Annotated in this window: 16 protein-coding genes; all 16 read left to right on the top strand. The window is 57.8% G+C overall.

Annotated elements, in window-relative coordinates; all coding sequences use genetic code 11:
• Nucleotides 1–103: 103 nt before the first annotated feature.
• The 16 genes from tagH to K6R05_RS11040 all read left to right on the top strand — a co-directional run bounded on the left by tagH (nucleotide 104) and on the right by K6R05_RS11040 (nucleotide 21964).
• Entirely contained in the window at nucleotides 104–1978 is a 1875-nt protein-coding gene (gene tagH, locus K6R05_RS11115) for a type VI secretion system-associated FHA domain protein TagH (protein ID WP_222924156.1), read from the top strand.
• Nucleotides 1975–2766 (top strand): PP2C family protein-serine/threonine phosphatase, encoded by a 792-nt coding sequence (locus K6R05_RS11110; protein WP_013357582.1) that lies wholly within the window; start codon nucleotides 1975–1977, stop codon nucleotides 2764–2766. The genes tagH and K6R05_RS11110 overlap by 4 nt, the downstream gene beginning before the upstream one ends.
• A gap of 10 nt (nucleotides 2767–2776) precedes the next feature.
• Nucleotides 2777–3754: a hypothetical protein gene (locus tag K6R05_RS11105; protein ID WP_222924155.1), complete on the top strand. Its 978-nt coding sequence runs from the start codon at nucleotides 2777–2779 to the stop codon at nucleotides 3752–3754.
• A gap of 16 nt (nucleotides 3755–3770) precedes the next feature.
• On the top strand, nucleotides 3771–4598 hold the full coding sequence (locus K6R05_RS11100) for a type VI secretion system accessory protein TagJ (protein ID WP_222924154.1): 828 nt from the start codon (nucleotides 3771–3773) through the stop codon (nucleotides 4596–4598).
• The gene (tssE, locus tag K6R05_RS11095; RefSeq protein WP_161736253.1) at nucleotides 4588–5163 is read left to right on the top strand and encodes a type VI secretion system baseplate subunit TssE; all 576 of its coding nucleotides are present in this window, start codon (nucleotides 4588–4590) and stop codon (nucleotides 5161–5163) included. Before K6R05_RS11100 ends, tssE begins: the two co-directional genes overlap by 11 nt.
• A gap of 2 nt (nucleotides 5164–5165) precedes the next feature.
• Entirely contained in the window at nucleotides 5166–7037 is a 1872-nt protein-coding gene (gene tssF / locus K6R05_RS11090; protein ID WP_222924153.1) for a type VI secretion system baseplate subunit TssF, read from the top strand.
• The gene (tssG, locus tag K6R05_RS11085; RefSeq protein ID WP_222924152.1) at nucleotides 7034–8080 is read left to right on the top strand and encodes a type VI secretion system baseplate subunit TssG; all 1047 of its coding nucleotides are present in this window, start codon (nucleotides 7034–7036) and stop codon (nucleotides 8078–8080) included. Before tssF ends, tssG begins: the two co-directional genes overlap by 4 nt.
• A 54-nt stretch (nucleotides 8081–8134) precedes the next feature.
• The gene (gene tssH / locus K6R05_RS11080) at nucleotides 8135–10744 is read left to right on the top strand and encodes a type VI secretion system ATPase TssH (protein WP_222924151.1); all 2610 of its coding nucleotides are present in this window, start codon (nucleotides 8135–8137) and stop codon (nucleotides 10742–10744) included.
• A 27-nt stretch (nucleotides 10745–10771) separates the two neighbouring features.
• Nucleotides 10772–12274 carry a serine/threonine protein kinase gene (locus K6R05_RS11075; protein WP_222924150.1) on the top strand — a complete coding sequence of 501 codons (1503 nt, stop codon included), beginning with the start codon at nucleotides 10772–10774 and terminating at the stop codon, nucleotides 12272–12274.
• A 16-nt stretch (nucleotides 12275–12290) separates the two neighbouring features.
• Entirely contained in the window at nucleotides 12291–15008 is a 2718-nt protein-coding gene (gene tssI, locus K6R05_RS11070; protein WP_222924149.1) for a type VI secretion system tip protein TssI/VgrG, read from the top strand.
• A gap of 13 nt (nucleotides 15009–15021) precedes the next feature.
• The gene (locus K6R05_RS11065) at nucleotides 15022–15582 is read left to right on the top strand and encodes a hypothetical protein (RefSeq protein WP_222924148.1); all 561 of its coding nucleotides are present in this window, start codon (nucleotides 15022–15024) and stop codon (nucleotides 15580–15582) included.
• A gap of 257 nt (nucleotides 15583–15839) precedes the next feature.
• Nucleotides 15840–16268: an Ivy family c-type lysozyme inhibitor gene (locus tag K6R05_RS11060; protein ID WP_222924147.1), complete on the top strand. Its 429-nt coding sequence runs from the start codon at nucleotides 15840–15842 to the stop codon at nucleotides 16266–16268.
• Between the two features lie 77 nt (nucleotides 16269–16345).
• On the top strand, nucleotides 16346–16708 hold the full coding sequence (locus K6R05_RS11055) for a hypothetical protein (protein WP_222924146.1): 363 nt from the start codon (nucleotides 16346–16348) through the stop codon (nucleotides 16706–16708).
• A 58-nt stretch (nucleotides 16709–16766) separates the two neighbouring features.
• Nucleotides 16767–17207, top strand: a complete 441-nt coding sequence (locus tag K6R05_RS11050) for a DcrB-related protein (protein WP_222924145.1) — start codon at nucleotides 16767–16769, stop codon at nucleotides 17205–17207.
• A gap of 3 nt (nucleotides 17208–17210) precedes the next feature.
• Nucleotides 17211–21581, top strand: coding sequence for an RHS repeat-associated core domain-containing protein (locus K6R05_RS11045; protein WP_262390865.1), 4371 nt, complete (start codon nucleotides 17211–17213; stop codon nucleotides 21579–21581).
• A complete protein-coding gene (locus K6R05_RS11040) occupies nucleotides 21578–21964 on the top strand; it encodes a hypothetical protein (protein ID WP_110331780.1) in 387 nt (128 codons plus the stop codon). The genes K6R05_RS11045 and K6R05_RS11040 overlap by 4 nt, the downstream gene beginning before the upstream one ends.
• Nucleotides 21965–22135: the final 171 nt, after the last annotated feature.

The following is a 22135-nucleotide window of genomic DNA, read 5'->3' as shown; positions in this document are numbered from 1 at the left end:
AAACCCAACCCCACTATTAAAAACTCACCGCTCCCTATACCCCGCGCCTTTCCCCGAGAGGTGTGCGGTATAGATGCCGAACCGCTAACCGCAGGAATCCGTTATGCGCTTTACGATAATAACGACTAAACCCGGCCAACAGCCGCCTCAGACTCATTGTGATTTCTTCCCGCCCGGCGGCACCATTGGTCGCGGCGTGGATAACAATCTGGTGCTGCCAGATGACGACCGAACGCTCTCCCGCCTGCAGGCCATTGTGCACATCACGGCTAACGGCGAATGTCGCCTGACCAACCGTGGCAATGTGACGCGCGTGCTGCTCAACGATATTCCGCTGGAACGCGGTCGGCAGGTTGAGCTGCAGGATGGGGACATTCTGGGCATCGATGATTATCAGCTGCTGGTCAGCGACCTCAACAGCGATCGTCAGCCGCAGATGGAAAGGGCCGTTCCGCGTCCGGAGCCGGTCCAGCCCGCAGCACCCGTTCGCGAACCGGCAGCCGAAAAAGCCAGCACCACCGCCGCCATTCCCAGCGAAATCTGGGACAGCCTGGCGAAAGAGTTCTCGATTTCCGACGATCTCTCTAAACGTAAAGCGGTGCCGGAGATGCCGGATGCCCATCCGCTGACCGCGCCCGCCAAGCCAGATCGTAATCCCGAAGATCCGCTGGCACAGCTGATTAACGATGCCCCGCTGGACTATGGTCAGCAGCCTAAAAACAGCAGCCTGTTTGACGACGGTGATGCGCTATTTGCGCAGCAGAGCATTTTTGACGACCGGACGCCGAGCACGCTGGCGGCTCAGCAGAACACTACGCCACCGCAGGCTGAAACGCCTGCCGCTGAACTGGATCCACTGAGCCTGTTCGACGGCGAGAACAGTGCGGACGTGCGCAACCATGATGATCCATTAGGACTGATGATGGGGAACGCGGTGCCGCTGGCACAGCCAGAGCCAGCGAAACCGGCGACGTTGCAGGTACCGCCTAAGCAAGAGGCAAAGCCTGAGCCGGTTGCTGCACGCTCACCAGACCAGATCTCTGTCAGCCCGGACGAAATGGATCACTCGCCGCTGTTCAGCTTCGGTGAATCTCAGACCATTAACCCTGATGCTCACAGCCAGCCCCACAGCGAAACCCCGCGCCAGGCACCACTGACTGATGAGGCAGAGTCCGGTCAGACAGACGCTGTTAATCCGCAAAACGACTACGGCGGCATTACGCTGCCGACACCGCAGGCGGTGCAGCGTACTCCTTCTCCGACGCCAAAAGGGCGGCTGCGCATTGATCCGGTTGCCTCGGGTCACCAGCATGCCGCCGCCGTGCAGCCCTCCACCTCCAGCCAGAGCAGCGGCGAGGCCCTGAAAGGCGAACTGCTGGACGCGCTGCTGGAAGGGATGGGCCTTCGCGATCTGCAGCCGACGCCGCAGTTTGACCGCGAGCAGATGCTGCAGTTTGGTCAGATGCTCAGTATGTTCTCGCAGGGTACGGTCGCGCTGCTCTCGTCGCGCTCGATCCTTAAGCGCGGCGTCAAGGCCGACATGACGGTGATCCTCGACGACGCCAACAACCCGTTCAAGCTGCTGCCATCGGGCAAAACCGTATTAATGCAGATGTTCGGCAGCCGGATGCCGGGCTTTATGCCACCGCGTCAGGCGGTGCGGGATGCGCTGATCGATTTGCAGGCGCACCAGCTGGGCATGATCGCCGGTATCCGCGCCATCATCGCCTCGATGCTGCAATCCTTTAATCCCGAGCAGCTGGAAGAGGAGGCGCGTCAGGCGGGGTCGGTTTCCCGTATCGGCCTGCCGGGTAGCCGTAAAGCGGCGCTGTGGGAGCATTTTGTTGAGCGCTACGGCGAGACAGCGGGCGAGATCGAAGACGATTTCCACACCCTGTTTGGCGAAGCGTTTCTGCACGCCTATGACCTGGAAGTTAATCAGTACAAAGACTCACAAACCCACACGGATGACGCATGAATATCACTATTGCCTCGACGTCGAACCAGGGCGATCGCGCCAGTAATCAGGATCAGATCGGTGATGTCATCGGTAAGCGCTCCGCCTGCTTTGTGGTGTGCGACGGTGTGGCCGGGTTTCCCGGCGGCGATAGGGCGGCCGCCATCGCCCGCAGCAGCCTGCTGGAAGCGTTTGATGGGGATGCGCATCTCAATGCGCAGTCGATTCGCAACTACGTCAATCACGCGAATCACGCTATCCGGCAGCAGCAGAAAGCCAGCAGCGAGCACAGCCGGATGGGCACCACGCTGGTCAGCCTGTTCATCGACCGCGACTACCATCTTGCCTGCTGGGCCCATGCCGGTGACAGTCGCCTTTATCTGTTCCGCCGCGGCTATCTCTATCTGGTCACCACTGACCACAGCCTGGTACAGCAGATGAAAGATGCCGGACATCGTACCGAAGGCATCAACAGCAATCTGCTCTATTTTGCACTGGGAATGGGTGATGAGCAGCGCGACGCCAGCTACAGCGACGTGGTCGGGATTGAGGATGGCGATGCCTTTCTGCTCTGCACCGATGGTTTCTGGCACGGCGTGACGCTGGAGCAGATGCAGCAGTCACTGCACATGGTGAATACGCCGGAAGAGTGGCTGACGCTGATGCAGCAAATCATCAAAAACGATCAGTCAGATCAGGGGCAGCAGGATAATTTCAGCGCACTGGCCGTCTGGATTGGATCGCCCCAGGACACCACTTTGCTGCACTCGCTCTCTGAAGCGGCGCAGTTCTTCCCTCTGCGAGATTGAGAACGCCAACATGAAATATGGATTACTGGGTCTGGCTGCGCTGCTGCTCAGCACGCACGCTTATGCTGAAAACTATCGCATCGTTCAGTCCCCGGCTCAGAAACTGGATGTCTGGATTGATGACGTCAAAAACAATCAGCTGTCGAGCTGGTGTAACAGCACCATTAACCTGCGCATCGTCACGCTGGGTGAGAAAAACGCGTCGGTGCTGAAAGAGTTTCTGCCACGGGTGGCTGGCCTGATGGCGTCGCAGTGTAAACCGCTGCAGCAGTTGCACTGGCAGCTGACCGATACAGCGGGCAGTGAAATCGCTACCGGCAGTGCCGCCCGGGCGCAGCAGTGGAAGACCGTGGTGACGCCGCCCGCGCCGCCAGCACAGCAACAGCCAGCCACGGCTGCCGTGCCCGCGGACCCATTGGTCAATGCCGCCCAGGCGGATACCTCGCCATGGCTGCAGTTCAGCCTGCTCGACGGCTGCCATTTCCGCACCTGGTGGCAGCATCCGGCGCAGGGTAGCGCAATGTTTGTGCCGGCTAAGCAAGGGCTGGTCTGCGGTTCCGATGGCTGGCTCAGCGGACACAGTCGTCTGACGCAGCAGGGCAACGGCGCACCGGCAACCGTCGGCGTGACCTTCCTGCAGGGCTTCCCGGTGATGGGGCTGAACAGTCAGTCGCCCACCGCCGAACTGCACATCACCACGGTTAATAGCGAGCGCATGGTGCTGAGTAACGAGAAATCCCCGGACAGCTGGCTGGTTCTGCCGTTCAGCAACCGCTTTAACGGCTGGCAGGCGACCCGTCAGGTGGTGGTGCTGATGCCCGCCAGTGAAGCCGCTGATGAGAGTGCTTTGCAGGCACGTCTGCAGGAAGTCCGTAAAGTCTGGTCACCGTGGGTCAGTGGCAATACCACGCTGAGCGTGCAGCTGGTGGAAAAACTGCACCCTGAACTGAAAGATCCCGCCGCTGCGGTTTATCGCACCCTTAACTGACGCAAAAGGAGTTTGCATGGAATCCTTACAACATCATCTTGCGAACGCCACGCTCAGCGAGACGCTGGCTGACGTTACCCGCCAGATTCAGGCCAATCCGGCGAACGCCGATCTGCGCGCCGCCTTTGTGCAGCTGCTCTGTCTGGCGGGCAACTGGTCGCGTGCGCAGACGCAGCTGCAATCCTGGCTGGCGTTAAGCCCGCAGGCGCAACCTACCGTCAATCTGTTGCAGCAGGCGATTGCCGGTGAGCTGCAGCGTGACGCCGTGCTGCGTGGCGTGGCACAGCCGGTGCTGCCGGGCAGCGCGTGGCACTGGTGCGATACGCTGCTGGCCGCGTTGCAGGCCGAAACCGCGGGCGATGTCGCGCGCGGCAGCGCACTGCGTGCTGACGCGCTGGAGCGTGCGGCCGCCAATCCCGGCACCGCGACTCAGCAGGATCAGCCGACCGCCTTCAGCTGGCTGATGGATGGTGACAGCCGTTTTGGGCCGGTGTGTGAAGTGATCAATCAGGGCCGTTATTACTGGATCCCGTTCGCCGCCATTCGTGAGATGCAGTTCCAGGCACCCGCCAGCGTCACCGATCTGGTGTGGCGTCATACGCGGGTGCAGCTGGTGGATGGCAGCGAGCAGGTGTGTCAGATCCCGGCGCGCTATCCGCTGCTGGCGGGTGCGGATGAGCGTTTTCTGCGTGCCAGCGTTACCGAATGGCAGCCGCTGAGCGACGACCCGGACCAGTTTATCGGCCAGGGACAAAAAATGTGGCTCAGCGACAGCGCAGAGTTCTCGCTGCTGAGCCTGCAGCAGGTCGCGTTTGATAATACAGAGTCTGCCGATGAGTCATGATTCCGGCGCACACAATGATGGCTATGCCCAGCTGCATGGCGGCTTTCGCGCGCGCAAAAAGCGCGATGCCCTAACCGCCCGCGACAAGCTGCAATCCTCATTGCTGGATCGCCTGACCGACAACGCGCCGGACAGGCAGCAGGAGGCGGAAAACAGCATGCTGATCAGCCACAGCACGCTGCGCCGCCACGTCCTGCGCGATCTGCAGTGGCTGTTCAACACCATTAATAACGAAGCGCAGCAGGACCTCAGCGGCTTCGGTCAGGTGCAGCGCTCGGTCTGGAACTTCGGCGTTGCGCCGCTGGCCGGGCAGAACGTCTCCGATATCGAATGGCAGGATATGCAGCGCAAAATGACCAACGCCATTCTGCACTTCGAGCCGCGCATTCTGCCGCAGGGACTCCAGGTGCGCTGCGTCAGCGATCTCGGCTCGCTTAGTCTGCACAACGTGCTGTCGATTGAGATCAAAGGGCGGCTCTGGTGCGTGCCTTATCCGCTGGCGTTTCTGTTCCGCACTCAGGTTGATCTGGAGAGCGGCCATTTCGAACTTCAGGATGCAGGGTAATCATGGACAGCAATCTGCTCGACTATTACAACCGTGAACTGGCTTACCTGCGCGAGATGGGGGCGGAGTTCGCGACGCGTTACCCTAAAGTGGCGGGACGTCTCGGCATGCATGGCATCGACGTGGCAGATCCCTACGTCGAGCGACTGATGGAAGGATTCGCCTTCCTGACGTCGCGCGTGCAGCTGAAGATGGATGCGGAGTTTCCGCGCTTCTCGCAGCGTCTGCTGGAGATGATTGCGCCATCCTATCTCTCACCAACCCCGTCAATGGCGATCGCTCAGCTGACGCCGGACAGCCGCAAGGGTGACATCACCCAGGGCTTTCGCGTGCCGCGCGGCACCATGATGGAGAGCCAGAACCTGAAAAAAACCGGGGTGACCTGCAGCTACACTACCGCGCACGATGTGATACTGCATCCGCTGCGCATCAGCGAAGTCACTCTCGGCGGCGTGCCCGGCGATCTGCCCTCCGGCGAACTTAAATTGGGTGGTCTGGGGGCGGTCAGTGCGCTGCGTATCCGCATCACGTGTGAAGGGATCTCCTCGCTCAGTCAGCTCAGTGTGGATGACCTGATGCTGTTTCTCAGCGGCCCGGATATCCAGGCGCTGAAACTGCTGGAGCTGCTGATGCAGCACCGGGTGGGCATCGTGCTGCAGTCGGTTGAGAAGCGGCCGCAGCGTCAGGTGCTGACGGATGAGGCCCTGCAGCAGGAGGGCTTTGCGCCGGAGCAGGCGCTGCTGCCAGACGATCTGCGCAACTTCGACGGTTATCGTCTGTTGCAGGAGTATTTTGCCTTTCCGGCACGTTTCCAGTTTATCAGCCTGAGTCAGCTCGGCCCGTTCCTGCGCCGCTGCGACAACGCCACGGCATTCGACATCATCATCCTGCTCGACAAAGCGGACAGCGCGCTGGAAAGCGTGGTCGATCACAGCCATCTGGCGCTGCACTGCACGCCGGTTATCAATCTGTTCCCGAAAACCGCCGAGCGCCTGAAGGTCAGCGACAGCCAGCATGAATATCATCTGGTGGTGGATAACATCCGGCCACTGGATTACGAAGTGCATTCGGTGCAGCGGCTGTTCGCCACCGTAGAAGGCCAGCGGGAAGAGCAGGTTTTCCGTCCGTTCTGGAGCACCTTCAGCGGTGACCAGGGTGACTACGGCGCTTACTTCTCGCTGCGCCGCGAACAGCGCACCCTGTCTGAGCAGGCGCAGCGCTACGGCACGCGCACCGGTTACATCGGTTCCGAAGTGTTTCTGTCGCTGGTGGATGAACATCACGCGCCGTGGCGCGATGACGTGCGCTATCTCTCCGCCGAGGTGATGTGTACCAGCCGCGATCTGCCGCTGATGCTGCAGCAGGATCAGGGCAACTTCGTGATGCCGGACTCCATTCCGGTGTCGGAACTGAAACTGTGCAAAGGGCCGACGCCGCCACGTCCGGCACTGGCCGAGGGCCTTTCGGCGTGGCGGCTGATCAGCCATCTGCAGATGAACTACCTCAGCCTGATGGACAGCAGCGATGGCGAGGGCGCGGCGGCGCTGCGCCAGCTGCTGAGCCTCTACGCTAACCTGGCGGAAGCGCCGGTTGCCCGCCAGATTGACGGCATCCGCCATTGTACGCTCAGCGCGGTCAACCGCCGCGTGCCGGAGCCGGGTCCGGTGGTGTTTGCGCGCGGTGTCAGCATCACGCTGGAAGTGGATGAGCAGGCGTTTTCGGGCGCCAGCCCGTGGCTGTTCGGCAGCGTACTGGAGCGGGTCTGTGGCCGCCTCGTGGCACTGAATAGCTTCACGGAGTTCACCCTTAACAGCCAGCAGCGCGGCGAAGTGGGCTACTGGCCGCCGCGCATGGGCAGGAAAGCGCTGATATGAGTGGCGAAAAAGTGATTTCGCTGCCGCGGCTGACCCGACTGCCGGATGATTTCTGGCAAAAAGTGATGGCCGCGCCGTGGCGCTACGATCTGTTCCAGCTGCTGCGGCGGCTGGATGCGCAGGGCGGTCAGCGCTATCCGCTGGGCCGTGCGCCGCTGCCGAAGTTCGAATCGGTACGCATCGGTCAGACGCCATCACTGGCGTTTGCGCCCGCCACCGTCGCCAGCGCCATGCCACGTGAGGAGGCGGGACGCCATGAGCTGTCGATCTACAGCTTTGGTTTGTTTGGCCCCAATGGCCCGCTGCCGACCCATCTGACCGAATATGTGCATGAACGTATCGTGCATCATCAGGATCACAGCCTGTCGGCGTTTGCTGACCTGTTTCACCATCGCGCTACGCTGCTTTTTTATCGTGCCTGGGCCGATGCGCAGCCGACCGTATCGCTGGATCGCCCCGACGACAGTCGCTTCCTGAACTATCTCGCCTGCCTGGCGGGCATCGGTTTACCGGCCCAGCAGCAGGCCAGCTCGCTCAGCCTTCATGCCCGACTGATGCTGGTGGGTCACCTCAGCCGCCACGGCCACGATGCCGAAGGGCTGGTGCGCATTCTGCGCCACTACTTTGGCGTGCCGGTCCGGCTGACGCAGAACCTGCCGCACTGGCTGACGCTGGACAGTCGCGATCAGGCCCGGCTGGGCGCGGGACGTCACATGCCCCGGCTGGGCGCTTCTGCATTTCTCGGCGTGGCGGTGCGCGACGTGCAGCACCGTTTTCACCTGCACCTGGGCCCGCTCAGCGCCGCGCAGTATGCCCGTTTTCTGCCGGATGCCCCCGGCGCGCAGGAAGTGCGCGACTGGGTGCGTCACTACCTCGGCATCGAAATGCAGTGGGATCTCAGCCTGATCCTGGCCGCTGACGAGGTGCAGGGCGTGGCACTGGGCGGCATTGCCCGACTTGGTTACACCAGCTGGCTGGGGCAGATGCCGCAGCCGCAGGATCGAGAAGATTTTATGTTTGAGGTTGAGGCGGCTTCGCGCTAGCCCAGCCGCTTTCCCTGTTACACAGCCTGCGTCTTTCATTGAAGAGAGCCCCCTATGTCAGAAATCAGCCGTGCCGTGCTATTCGGCAAACTGGATACGCTGTTATTTACCTCGCTGGAAAGCGCCACCGCCTTTTGCAAACTGCGCGGCAATCCCTATGTCGAGCTGGTGCACTGGCTGCATCAGCTGATGCAGCAGCAGGATGGCGACTTACAGCAGGTCATCACACATTTTTCACTGGATGAAAAGGCCCTGACTCAGGACATCGTTGCCGCGCTGGATCGTCTGCCGCGCGGTGCCAGTGCGGTCTCCGACCTCTCTGAGCATATCGACAGCGCCGTCGAGCGGGCGTGGGTTTACGCCTCGCTCAAATATGGTGCGACCCGCATTCGCGGCGGCCATCTGCTGATCGGCATGCTGAAAACCTTCAACCTGGCCAGCGTGCTGAAGGGCATCTCCGGCCAGTTCAGCCGCGTCAACGCCGATGCGCTGCTGGCGGAGTTCGACACGCTGCTTAGCAACAGCAAAGAAGCCCAGCAGGCGATGAGCGCACCGGCGGATGCCGCTGGCGCACCCCCTGCGGCCGGTAGCAGCACGCTGGAGCAGTACGGGCAGGACCTCACTGCGCGCGCGCGTGAAGGCCGCATCGATCCAGTGACCGGGCGTGACGATGAGATCCGCCAGATGGTCGATATCCTGATGCGTCGTCGCCAGAACAACCCGCTGCTGACCGGTGAAGCGGGCGTCGGCAAAACCGCGGTGGTCGAGGGCCTTGCGCTTCGTATCGCGGCGGGCGATGTCCCTGCGCCGCTGCGCGATGTGCAGCTCTGGCTGCTGGATATCGGCCTGCTGCAGGCGGGTGCCGGGATGAAAGGGGAGTTTGAAGCGCGACTGCAGGCGCTGATCAATGAGGTGCAGTCCAGCCCGACGCCGATTGTGCTGTTTGTGGATGAGATCCACACCCTGGTCGGCGCAGGTGGTCAGCAGGGCACAGGCGATGCCGCCAACCTGCTGAAACCGGCGCTGGCGCGCGGCCAGCTGCGCACCATCGGCGCGACCACCTGGGCCGAATACAAAAAGTACATCGAGAAAGATCCGGCGCTGACCCGTCGCTTCCAGACCGTGCAGGTGCAGGAGCCGGATGAAGCCAAAGCGATTCTGATGCTGCGCAGCACCGTCAGCGCGCTGGAGAAACACCATCGCGTGCTGCTGCTGGATGATGCGGTCAGTGCGGCGGTGAAACTGTCGCATCGCTATATTCCGGCGCGCCAGTTGCCGGACAAAGCCGTGGCGCTGCTGGATACCGCCTGCGCCCGCGTGGCGGTCAGCCAGGGCGCGCAGCCTGCGGCGCTGGAAGATTGCCTGCACCGTCTGGCCGCGCTGGAGATTGAAGCGGAGATCATTGAACGCGAAATCCGCGTCGGCCTCGGCGATGTGACCCGACAGCAGGCGATTACCGCAGAGCGAACGGGGCTGGAAGCCGAACGCGATGCGCTGCAACAGTGCTGGCTGCAGGAGCGTGAACTGGTCGAGACCCTGATTGCACTGCGCGCCCGCTGTGTAACCGAAGAGGATGCGGCGCTGTGTGAACAGCGTGATGCAACGCAGCAGCAGCTCACTGCGCTGCAGGGCGACACGCCGCTGCTGTTTGCCGCCGTCGATGCGGGCGTAGTGGCTGCCGTGGTGTCGGACTGGACCGGCATTCCGCTGGGCCGGATGGTGAAAAATGAGATCGACGCCGTCCTGAATCTGGCGGATACCCTTAACCAGCGCGTCATCGGTCAGCGTCACGGTCTGGAATTGATCGCGAAGCGGGTTCGCACCACGCGCGCGCGCCTGGATAACCCCAACAAGCCCGCAGGCGTCTTTATGCTGTGCGGTCCGTCCGGCGTCGGGAAAACCGAGACCGCGCTGGCGCTGGCCGAGTCACTGTATGGCGGCGAGCAGAACATCATCACCATCAACATGAGCGAGTTTCAGGAGGCGCACACCGTCTCGACGCTGAAAGGCGCACCGCCGGGCTACGTCGGCTACGGCGAAGGTGGCGTGCTGACCGAAGCCGTTCGCCGTCGTCCCTATAGCGTGGTGCTGCTGGATGAGATTGAGAAAGCCCATCCGGATGTGCATGAGCTGTTCTTCCAGGTGTTTGACAAAGGCTGGATGGAGGATGGCGAAGGCCGCCACATCGATTTCCGCAACACCATCATCATTCTGACCTCAAACGTCGGTACGCAGTTAATCAGCGCGATGTGCGCCGATCCTGAGCTGATGCCCGATCCCGATGCCCTGAGCACCGCGCTGCGTAAGCCGCTGCTGGAGGTGTTCCCGCCTGCGCTGCTGGGCCGTCTGCTGGTGGTGCCGTATTACCCGCTCAGCGATGAAATGCTGGCGGAGATTGTGCGACTGCAGCTGGCGCGCATTGTGCGTCGTCTGGCCGACAACCACGGCATTGAGGCGCAGATCGACGAGTCGGTAGTGAGCCAGATCGTCCAGCGTTGCACCGAAGTCGAGTCGGGCGGTCGCATGGTCGATGCCATCCTTACCAACACGCTGTTGCCGCAGATGAGCCAGATACTGCTGAGCGCCCATGCCCGCGATGAACGCTATCGCCGCGTTGAGGTGCGTTGTGAGCAGGGCGAATTTGTCTGCCAGTTCGCTGTTTAAAGCCCAGTCATCAGAGAGTTTTCGAATATGTCGGAACATGATCAACCCCTGAATGTCCCCAACGCCCTGCCGCTGGGTTACCGCTTCAATGAGTTTGAAATCAAAGAGGTCATCGGCGGTGGCGGCTTTGGCATCGTCTATCGCGCCTGGGATCACCAGCTTGAGCGCGATATCGCCATCAAAGAGTTTATGCCCGCTTCGCTGGCGGTGCGCAGCGATGACCTCAATCTGGTGCTGCGCAGTGAGCGCTTCAGCAAAACCTTTCACGCCGGACTGAACAGCTTTATCCAGGAGGCGCGGCTGCTGGCGCGCTTTAACCATCCGAACCTGCTGCACGTGCTGCGTTTCTGGGTGCAGAACGACACCGCGTATATGGGCACGGTGTTCTACAGCGGCACCACGCTCTCGAACTTCCGCGAACGTCATCCGCAGTCGGTGAATGAGGCGTGGATCCGTCGCATGCTGCCGCCGCTGCTGGGGGCGATTAAAACCATCCATGAAGCGGGCTATCTGCATCGCGATATCTCGCTGGATAATATCCAGATCCAGAGTAGCGGCGAGCCGATCCTGCTGGATTTCGGGTCGGCCCGTAAAACCATCGGCAACCTGTCGGATGAGAGCGAGACCATGCTGCGTCCCGGCTATGCGCCGATTGAGCAGTACAGCGACAACGACGAGAGTGAGCAGGGCGCATGGACTGATATCTACGCGCTGGGCGCGGTGCTGCATACGCTGATCACCGGTGCGCCACCGCCGGTGAGCGTAGTGCGCAGCATCGAAGATAACTACCAGCCGCTGGTGCAGCGTCGTCTGGCGGGCTACTCCACCGCGCTGCTTAGCGCTGTCGATCGCGCGCTGGCGCTGAAACCGGAAGATCGTCCGCAGAGCATTGATGATTTTGCGGTGCTGATGGCGCTGCCGGAACGCGAGCCTGAACCGCTACTCAGTGCAAAAATGAGCGGGCCAGGCACCATGCTGGTGCCGATCGTAGAAGAAGAAGTCGTCACAACCGCCTCGCCGTTGAAAACGCTACTGGGACACCGCTTTGCACTGCCGGGCCTGGTGGCCGCGGGCGTGCTGGTCGGCCTGTGTGCCGGTCTGCTGATGTCGCGTGGTGATGACCAGACGGCGCTGGCTGAGACCGCGCAAAACAGCACACCTGCCGTCACCGTCGCGCCGGTTAACCAGCCGGTGGCTGCGCCACCGACGCAGGTTGAGACCCCGCCGGATACCGTTGCCAGTGCCCCGGCTCAGACTTCTGAACCCGCGCAGACCGCCGCGCGTGACCCTGATCCACAACCGGCACCACCACCCGCTCCGGTTGCTCAGGTCTATATCCGTCTGCAGCAGGGTGAACGCGTTCAGGTGAACGGTCAGCCGCAGGCGCTGGTCCCGGCGGTGAATGGCTTCGCCACGCTGCAGCTGGCACCGGGTAACTACACCTTTGCCATCAGCGGCCAGAGTGGCACCCGCCAGCAGACGCTGAACATCAGCGAAGAAGGCGTCTGGTTGCTCGATCCACACAGTTAATAGTCAGGGATTACTTATGTTCTCACGCATTACTGCACAGCTGTCGGCGGACGGCCTGCTGTTCCACACGCTCACGGGCACCGAGACGCTGTCCCGTCCGTTTGTGCTCACCGCCGAACTGCTGGCCACCGACGCGCGCATCGATCGTCACGCCCTGCTGGGTAAGCCGGTGACCTTTTCGCTGCCGACCGATGGCCTGATGAGCGCGCTCAGTCCGCGCTACCTCAACGGCAAAATCACCCGGGTGGCGGTGCGCAGCCAGGAGCTGAGCGGCACCCGCTACGCGGTCTATGAGCTGACGGTCGAGCCGGACCTGTGGCCGATGAAGCGCGACCGCAATCTGCGCATCTTCCAGAGCCAGACGGTGCCGCAGATTGTGCAGACGCTGCTGAAGGAGTACGCGGTTAACGTGGAGACGCGCCTGGCGGGTAACTACCGGGTGTGGGAGTACTGCGTGCAGTATCAGGAGAGCAGCCTGGACTTTATCAGCCGCCTGATGGAGCTGGAGGGGATTTACTACTTCTTCCGCCACGAGGCGGACAAACATACGCTGGTGCTGTGCGACGCGCCGGACCAGCATCAGGCGTTTCCGGGCTATGAGACCATCGCCTATCACGTCACGCAGTCGGGTGGCGTGGTCACGGAAGAGGGCATCAGCCAGTGGTCGCTGGCGGAGAGCGTGACGCCGGGCATCTACAGCACCGACGACTACGACTTCCGCAAGCCGAACGCCTGGATGCTGCAGGCCCGCCAGAACCCGGCGTCGCCGGTGCCGGGCTCGGTGGACGTTTACGACTGGCCGGGCCATTTTGTCGACCACAGCCACGGCGAGTCCTACGCGCGCATCCGTCAGGAGGTGTGGCAGGCCGAGCACCACAGCGTCAGCGGGTCGGGCACGGCCACCGGCATCGCGCCGGGCTTTACCTTCGCCATCATCAACGCGCCGCACTTCAGCGACAACGGCGAGTATCTGGTGACCTCGGCGACCTATGACTTTGCCGAGAACGCCTACGCCAGCGGCGACACCGGCGACAGCCGTCACAACATCCACTTCACGGTGCTGCCGTCGTCGGTGACGTACCGCACGCCGCCGGAGACGCCGTGGCCGAAAACGCACGGCCCGCAGACGGCGAAGGTGGTGGGACCCAAAGGCGAATCGATCTGGACCGACCGCTACGGCCGGGTAAAGGTGAAGTTTCACTGGGACCGGCTGGCGAAGGGCGACGACACCAGCTCCTGCTGGGTGCGCGTCTCCAGCGCCTGGGCCGGTCAGGGGTTCGGCGGGGTGCAGATCCCGCGTGTTAACGACGAAGTGGTGGTGGACTTCATCAACGGCGATCCGGATCGCCCGCTGATCATCGGCCGCGTGTATAACGAGGCGAGCATGCCGCCGTGGGCGCTGCCGGCGGCGGCGACGCAGATGGGCTTTCTGAGCCGGTCGAAGGATGGCACGGCGGACACCGCGAACGCGCTGAGGTTTGAGGATAAGGCGGGTGAGGAACACCTGTGGATTCAGGCGCAGAAGAACATGGATACGCATGTTAAAAATGACGCCAGCCATTCCGTCGCCAACAATCACAGCCATTATGCGGGCGGCAATGAGTTGTATCGGGTCGAAACCAATCGCGTCCACGGCGTAAAAGGGGGCGAAGAGCGGCTGACCGGTAAAGGCAAGCTTGATGCGGTAGTCGATACCTATGTTGTGGGTTCGGGCACTAAACTTCGCCTTGAATGCGGAGAGAGCGCTATCGAACTCAATGCGAATGGCCAGATTAATATTGTGGGTAAAGGCTTCAATATTTTCGTGCAGGGCGATGGTCACATCACCACCTCTGGCGGCAAACTGAACCTGAACACAGATGGTGCGAAGCCAGGCACTAGCGCACCGGGCTCCAGTCATAAACAGAACATCAGCCAGGCGGTGGAGAACCTGTTCCCGCCGAAGCAAAAAGGCCAGGCCGCGCCCGCTGCACCAAAGGCTGCGGCGGCACCGGCGAAAGGGGCGGCTGCACCGTTGGCCAATTCTGCTTCTGGCGATAAGAAGAGCAAATATGACTACTCGGTAGATGAAATGGTCAAAAAGCAAAAAGGACTTAAAGCCACGCCAGTGAAATGGGATAAAACCAAAAAAGGCTTTGTAAACGCAACCGAGGATGATATTAAAAAATATGTCGATCCTGCCAACCACATGGAAGGCAAAGACAAATATCAGTTTGTGGATCTTTCCTCCTCAGCCGGGATTAGCAAAGAGGATATGAGCACTTTCCTTAAAGATAAAGGCACGCTGTCCGGTCAGGAACAAACTTACCTGGATGCAGCTAAAAAATATAATGTCAATGAGGCATACCTGGCCGCGCATTCCGCGCTGGAGACGGGAAATGGCACCAGTGAGTTAGCTAAAGGTGTCATGGTTAATGGAACCAAAGTTTACAATATGTACGGTATCGGCGCGCTTGATGGCAATGCGGTAAAAACCGGTGCTAACTATGCCTATAAGCAGGGCTGGACAACGCCGGAAAAGGCGATTGACGGCGGCGCTAAATGGATATCTGATAAGTTTGTTGGCTCTGGTCAGAATACTTTGTATAAAATGCGCTGGAATCCTGCCTCTCCGGGAACACATCAGTATGCGACAGACGTTAACTGGGCTACTGCTCAGACAACCAGCATGAAAAAAATGTTCGACAGCTTTCCGAATGCGAATCTTTCTTATGATATACCTGAGTTTAAATAAGGGACTGATAAATATGATTTCTCCTCTGAAAAATGCAGTGTTGTTGTGTGCGCTGCTGTTCCCTGCCATTCAGGTGAATCTGGCTACTGCGGCGACAAGCCTCACAGTCCCTGCTGCATTAACCGCGGCTGATTTTAGTGTGGAAATAAACAATCATCCTTTTTCTTTAGGTGATAAATGGAGCGATGAAACTCAGAAGCAGATGGGCGCGCAGATAAGTGAAAACTTCGTTGGCGATGTGCCTGCCGGTGACACCAGTTATAAATACTACCAGCACAAGTATGATGGTTTTGAAATCTACACTGCGAACCTGTTCTGGCAAAAAGAACAGCGTGATATTGATAGCTATCTTATTGCACAAATCACTTTAAATACGCCTGCTATCAAAACAGCCAGAGGCGTAGGGACCGGTGACAGTCAGGATATGCTGGTCAGTAAATATGGTCAGGGCACAGTGGATGACAGTGATAATCAGCACTGGTTATATTATGACGCTGATAACAAGCGCATGTCATTTCAGCTAGAGAATAAAAAAGTCAGTCATATTATGATGACGATTAATACTGATGAATGAAAATAATCCTGCGTGACACGTCACGCAGGATTAAATTAAGTTTTGAATATTAACTCTTCATAGGGAGCTTTTAATTTTGTCATTGGCTGTTAATTTATTGATTCTGAGGTGTGTGAGTTAATAAAAAACCACAGTTATCTGTGACAGGATCAACTGTATACAACAACTTACCATTTGGTGAGTTGAGTAATCAGTTAAAAAATAGACCGGTCAGCATGGTAAAACAGCGCCACTGAATCAACTCATCAGGTAAAACTATGAATTTATTTGTTAATGTGATGCTCTTGATTATATCTTTCATTTGCCCGATAGGCGTTGCGACATCTTCACAAGTATCTTTGACTCACTACAATAGCTTAGACAATGTTTCAAAGGTCTTTAGTAATCAGGGCGTTGTCTCCCGTTTAAAATCTGTTTTAGGTAATGATTATGATAACTTCAGCCAGAACTTTGATGTTTTTGGCGAACCACATAAAACAGATGACGGCGGTATATTCGTTGAGGGCTGGTTAAAAGATCTCTATCTTGTGCAAGCGTCTGCATTTGTCATACAGGCAGATGGCAAAATTTATGCTGCCTGGATAATGCCAGACAAAAGCAAAATTCATTATGTCACTAACGCGCCTGAAGTTAATAAGATTCAGGATGATATTGCACACTGGTCTAAGCGTTTTGATAATGAATAGTCAGCCATTCTTTGTCATGATTTTGATCGATTTTTTAGTGAAATTTATATATTCGCCAAAATTCATTGCAGGTTAAAATGTTTAAAATTTTATGCATTTTAATGGTTTTCTTTCCATTAATTGCCTTTGCAAATGATTTTTGTCAACTTAAGGCTGGAAACGCCAACGCAAAAGGCGTGCGTTTCGACAATACAGATAATGTCTACAAGGTTGGCGGGTCAGGACGGTTGCAGTTTTATTCTGCGCCTGATAGCCGTTGTGCAGAAAAAGATGTTTTTGTGGTGCCTGGCAATGAACTATATGCTTACGTCGAGTATGGAAAGTATTACAGCGTAATGTATGTGGCCAATGACGGAAACCAAGTTAATGGCTGGGTCGAAAAATTCAGATTAGTTGAAACACATACTGGTATCGCACCTGATTATGATGAAAATAAATAGTTAATTACTCTGCTGTTAATAACATCCCGTTTTTACTTTCCCCATATGGAAATCTATTATGAATTACCAATTCAATGAGGGCGCCTTTGCGCTTTTTCCTGCTGCCTGGCAGGACACCACCATGAATATTCTCCGCGACGAGGCCAGTGGGCTGGCATGGGTTGTAAGCCGTGGTGTTATTTCTGAGGGCAGTGATGCGGAAAAAGAATTCCAGCGTCAGTGGGACACGTTGCGGAGTCAGATGGGTCACATCCAGCAGAGTGAGTTTGTACGCGTGATGGCGGGTGTAGATAACACCTTACACGCAATTGAAGTTGAAACTATGTTTGACCGTAATGGGCAGGCCGTGTGGCAGAAACAGCTGGCTACGCAGGTGCCGGATTCGAACACCTTAATGATTTTTACGCTCTCCGCGATGCGCCCATTCAATGAAGAAGACGAACAGCGCTGGAGTGCTTTTAAACAAAGCCTGACTCTGAACACGCCACGGAAAGCATAACTTATGGATAATCCTGCGGCCCGCGTGGGCGATGAGATCATTCACTCCAGCATTTTTGCTGATATCACCAGCATTGTGGCAGAAGGTGCGGCGTATGCCGTCATTGGTGCCGCAGTGGGTGCTGCTATCGTCTCGGCAGCGCCCCTGCTGGGTACAGGGGCGGCAGCGGCGAGTGTAGCCGCCGTAGGTAACAGTTGCCTGCTCAGCGGTATTCTTGGCGGTATACTGGCCAATGCCGTGGGTCTGTCACAGGAGATCAGCAAAGCGGCCGATGGGCTGGGAAACATGATATTCCCGCCGTCACCCGCCGGTGTGATATCCAGCGGTTCAGACAACGTTTACGTAAATGGTCTTTTAGCCGTGCGCGCGGCCGGTATGCTCACGCCCGGCGAGACACCGCCACCGGAACCGCAATCGCCGAAGAGCTTCGCGGATTATGGCGGCATGCTGCTCTCTGCGGTGGGCCAGTTTGGCAGTGCAATGTGGCAACCTACGGTCGCCTCCGCCGATGCGGGCACCTCTCCACTGGAGCAGGACAAAGTAGCCTGTGAAAAACACAGTGCACCGCAATATCTGGCGCAGGGATCGAAAAGCGTCTTTATCAATGGCCAGCCAGCGGTGCGCGCAAAGGATAAAACTACCTGTGATGCCACCGTGAGTGACGACGTCTCCCCCAATGTCATCATTGGTGGTGAAACGGTCACGGTCAGAGAGATCAAAAGCGGCAAGGTGCCAGGCCTGGCTGTGATGATGATCGGCCTTTCTCTGATCCGTGGTCGCCCCAGTCAGATCCTCAAAAACATGCCCTGCGCGCTGGCCGGTGCCGTGGGCGGTATGGCAGCGGACATGGCCATCAACGCGGCTTTCTCGTCGCTGTTCCCGGTTCATGCGGCGACCGGCGTCAAAGTCCTGAATGATGATGCCGAGCGCGATTTTTCCCTTCCCGGACGTTTCCCGCTTAGTTTTCAGCGCAGCTATAACAGCCTGACTCAGCGTGCTGGCCTGTTTGGTCAGGGCTGGGCCACGGTGTTTGACAGTTACCTGACGCTGGAAGGGAATCGGGCGACCTGGTTTGATGACAACGGACGCGAACTAAGCTTTGACGTGCCCGGTGAAAAAGAGGTGCTCTACAGCATCAGCGAAGGGTTGATGGTGCGGCGCAACGCGTCAGGCGATATCGCCATTGCCGATGACGACGGTGCGGTCTGGCGTCTATACCGACGCACGGCTGCTGATCCGCAGGTGCTTCGGCTGGCTTCACTGAGTGATGAGTACGGCAACGCCCTGGAGATGGGCTGGGATGAACAGGCTCGTCTGGTGCGTATTCATGACGCGCCGCTGGCGATCGACGTTACGCTGCATTACGACGACAAACATCACGCGCGGCGCCCGACATCAGCCAGCCATTTTGATGGCGATCAACACTGGCCTCTGACGCGCTGGACCTACACTGAACAGGGCCAGCTTGCCAGCGTTACTGATGCGGCTGGCGTTGTGTCGCGGCGCTTCCGGTACAACGACGACGGGTTAATGGTCTGGCATCAGCTGCCCGGCGGGCTGGAAAGCGAATATCGCTGGCAGAAGCTGGATCACTGGCGCGTAGTCGAGAACCGCACCAATACCGGTGATGGCTGCCACATGCATTACGATCTTGAGGCGGGCATCACGCGGGTTTCAACCTATGACGGTCAGCAGCGTGAACATCACTGGAATGCTGCGGGCCTCATCACCTGTTTTATCGACGAGCGGGGCGAGAAGTGGCGTTATGAGTGGGATGAAAACGAACTCCTGACGCGCCGCATCGATCCGCTGGGCAACGCGGTGAGTTTCACCTATGACGATCTGGGCAACCGCATTGAAGAGAAAGATGCTGACGGCGGTGTGCAGGCTGTGCAATGGCTGTCCCACCGTTCGCTGCCGACAGTGGTTGCCGGAGCAGATGGTTCCACCACGAAGTACTATTACGATCCCCATCATGGCCTTGAGCGCGTCGTTGATGCGCTCGGGCAAAGCACGCTCTATAAACGGGATGAATTCGGACTGGTTGTCGAGGAGATTGACGCAGCGGGTAACAGCTACCGCCGGGAGTTTAACGATGCCGGCCAGGTTATCCGTGAAACCGACTGTTCAGGATTGACCACGCGCTACCGTTATCATCCCCTGGGATGGCTCAGCTCTGTCATTGCGCCGGATGGTGAAGAAACCCGTTATCACTATGACGCAGCAGGCCGTCCTCTTCAGCTGGAACGTGCAGAGGGATGGGAAGAGCGGTTGCACTGGAGTGAAAGCGGACTGCCGCTGGCCTATGAGTCGGCTGATGGCAAGCGCAGTGAGTTCCGTTACGACAACGTCGGGCGATTGATTGCCAACCGCAATGCAGAGGGTGAGACGGTTCAGCGAAGCTGGGACAGCCGTGGCCGATTGACGGCGCTGCAAAACGAAAACGGAGAACAGTATCAGTTCGAGTGGGGCGCGGATTCTCTGTTGCTGGCTCAGGTCGGGCTGGATGGCGTTGCCACGCGATATGATTATGACGCAGCGGGCCGCACGGTATCACGTACCTTTGCCGCCGAGCATCCTCAGTCCATCACCCATCGCTATCACTGGAGCCGTGCGGGACAACTGCTGGCGCGGACCACGCCGGAAGGCCAGACGCGCTATCACTACAGTGGCGGCGGTCAGCTGGGTAAAGTGTCGCAGCATCTGCCGCTGTCTGACGCGGAGTGGAGCCAGCAGGCCGAGCAGGAGATCACCTTTAAATATGATGCACTGGGCCGCATCGTTGCTGAACAGGGAGAGCAGGGCGAACTGGCATGGGAGTATGACGCGCTGGGTAACTGCACAGCCTTAACCCTGCCGGATGGTCGCAATCTCAAGCAGCTTTACTACGGCAGCGGTCATTTACTGAGCATCGCGTTAGGCAACCTGCCGGTCACCGAGTTTACCCGTGACACGCTGCACCGGGAACTGAGCCGGACGCAGGGCGGCCTGACCATGCGCAGTGAGTATGATCGGTTAGGCAGGCTGCGCCGCCGTGACGTGTTCAGGGGAGACGCACAGCGTCCTGCACCGCGCGTTTGGTCCCGTCGGCGTGACTTCGATTACGGTAACAACCTGATCCGTGAAGAGCGTGACGATAATCCGTTCAGCCAGACATTATGGAACTACGATAACGCCGGCCGGCTGTTGTCACAGGAAGGCGCACAGCCGGGTAATGAGCAGTGGCGCTGGGATGGCGCAGGCAATCCGCTGGATCGCCATAGTTCCGCTCATGTTACGCATAACCGCGTCACTGAACTGAACGGTATCCGCTGGCAGTACGATATTCATGGCCGCACCACTGAGAAAGATGACGGGCACACCCGCTGGCGCTACCGTTACGATGGTGAGCATCGCCTGACGGAAGTGATCAGCGAGCCGCGGGACCGTAACAAGCCGCGCACTAAGGTGAGTTTCCGCTACGATCCGCTGGGACGCCGCATCAGTAAAACCAGCCAGCAGCTGTTACAGGGCAGGACGTCTGGCAACGCCGTCACGACGCGCTTTGTGTGGGAAGGCTATCGTCTGCTGCAGGAAATTCACGACGGGATCCCTCTGACCTACGTTTACAGCGACAGCCAGAACTATGAACCGCTGGCCCGTATTGATGGCGTGGAAAGCCCGGAGATTTACTGGTTCCATAATGCGGCCAACGGGATGCCGGAGCTGCTGACTGACGGTGAAGGGCAAAAAGCCTGGGAAGGAATTAACAGCCCGTGGGGCAAACTGCTGCGCGAGTCCAGCCAGCGAATGCCTGTCGTTCAGCAGAACCTGCGTATGCAGGGCCAGTACCTGGACCGGGAAACCGGACTGCACTACAATCTGTTTCGATATTATGACCCGGACAGCGGACGTTTTACCCAGCAGGACCCGATAGGGCTGGCGGGCGGGATCAATCTTTACCAGTATGCGCCGAATGCGCTGGGTTGGGTGGATCCGTGGGGGTTGAGTAAGTGCTCAAGTGCCAGACCAACTAAACCGTTGCCACCACATATCGAAGGTGAGTATTTATATCGAGGGATATACCGTGGACATCCAGATGAAGCCAATGCTCTTAGGGGGCATGTCGCCCCTGGCAATCCCAAATCAAATATTACTGAAGATGAACATAATCTAGGCGAAGTATCCGCAAATAGTCCGTTTACTTCATGGACCAGAGATCCTGATATTGCAAGAAAATTTGCCAAAGAAGACGGTGTGGTTTTGAGAGTCAAGACTGGCGCTCCTCCAGAAGGTGCTGGTTGGTCATGGGCTTGGTCACCAGATAGATACTATGAGCAGGAAGTCCTTCTGAGAGGACCTCGAAGCGGAGACATAGAGGTATTTTTGCCATGATTGAAAATAGTAATGAAAAATTAATTTTAGATGCATTGGCGCCAAAAATACTGCGAGATTATATTGATCTTGCAGATGCTAGTAATTTAATTCTTATAAAAAAGCTCAAGAAAAGAACGCTTGAAGAAATGGAAATTCATATCGAAAATGTTAGGAGGAATGGCGGTGATATTATTGGGTATTCCGAACTCAAAGATATTCTTTATGATGTTGAGGATGAGTATGTATATATATTAAGTGGTTGTGATAAAATATTTGGTTTTGATCTTTACCTTGGCGAAGATAAAACAAAAGTACTTGGTGTATTAATTATTAAGCTTAGAATAAAGAGTGAGGATGAATTAAAGTGGGAGAGGGATAAGTTAGGAATTGTACGCCCATGAGTTTAGGCCGGATAGGATCAAAAGGTTCTTCCGGCATTTTTATATGGTTAGCAATGATGTAGTTTAAATTTAATGCTGTTAATAAAGTGGTCTGCTTCATTAATACGTATTATTCGATTATTTAAGTAAATGGCTGAGCTTCGGACATTAAATAAGAATTTCATTGCAATG

The sequence above is a fragment of the Pantoea alfalfae genome (assembly GCF_019880205.1).
Lineage (GTDB): Bacteria > Pseudomonadota > Gammaproteobacteria > Enterobacterales > Enterobacteriaceae > Pantoea > Pantoea alfalfae.
The sequence above is the reverse complement of the archived record's forward strand: the minus strand, read 5'-3'. Positions and strand labels throughout refer to the sequence as shown.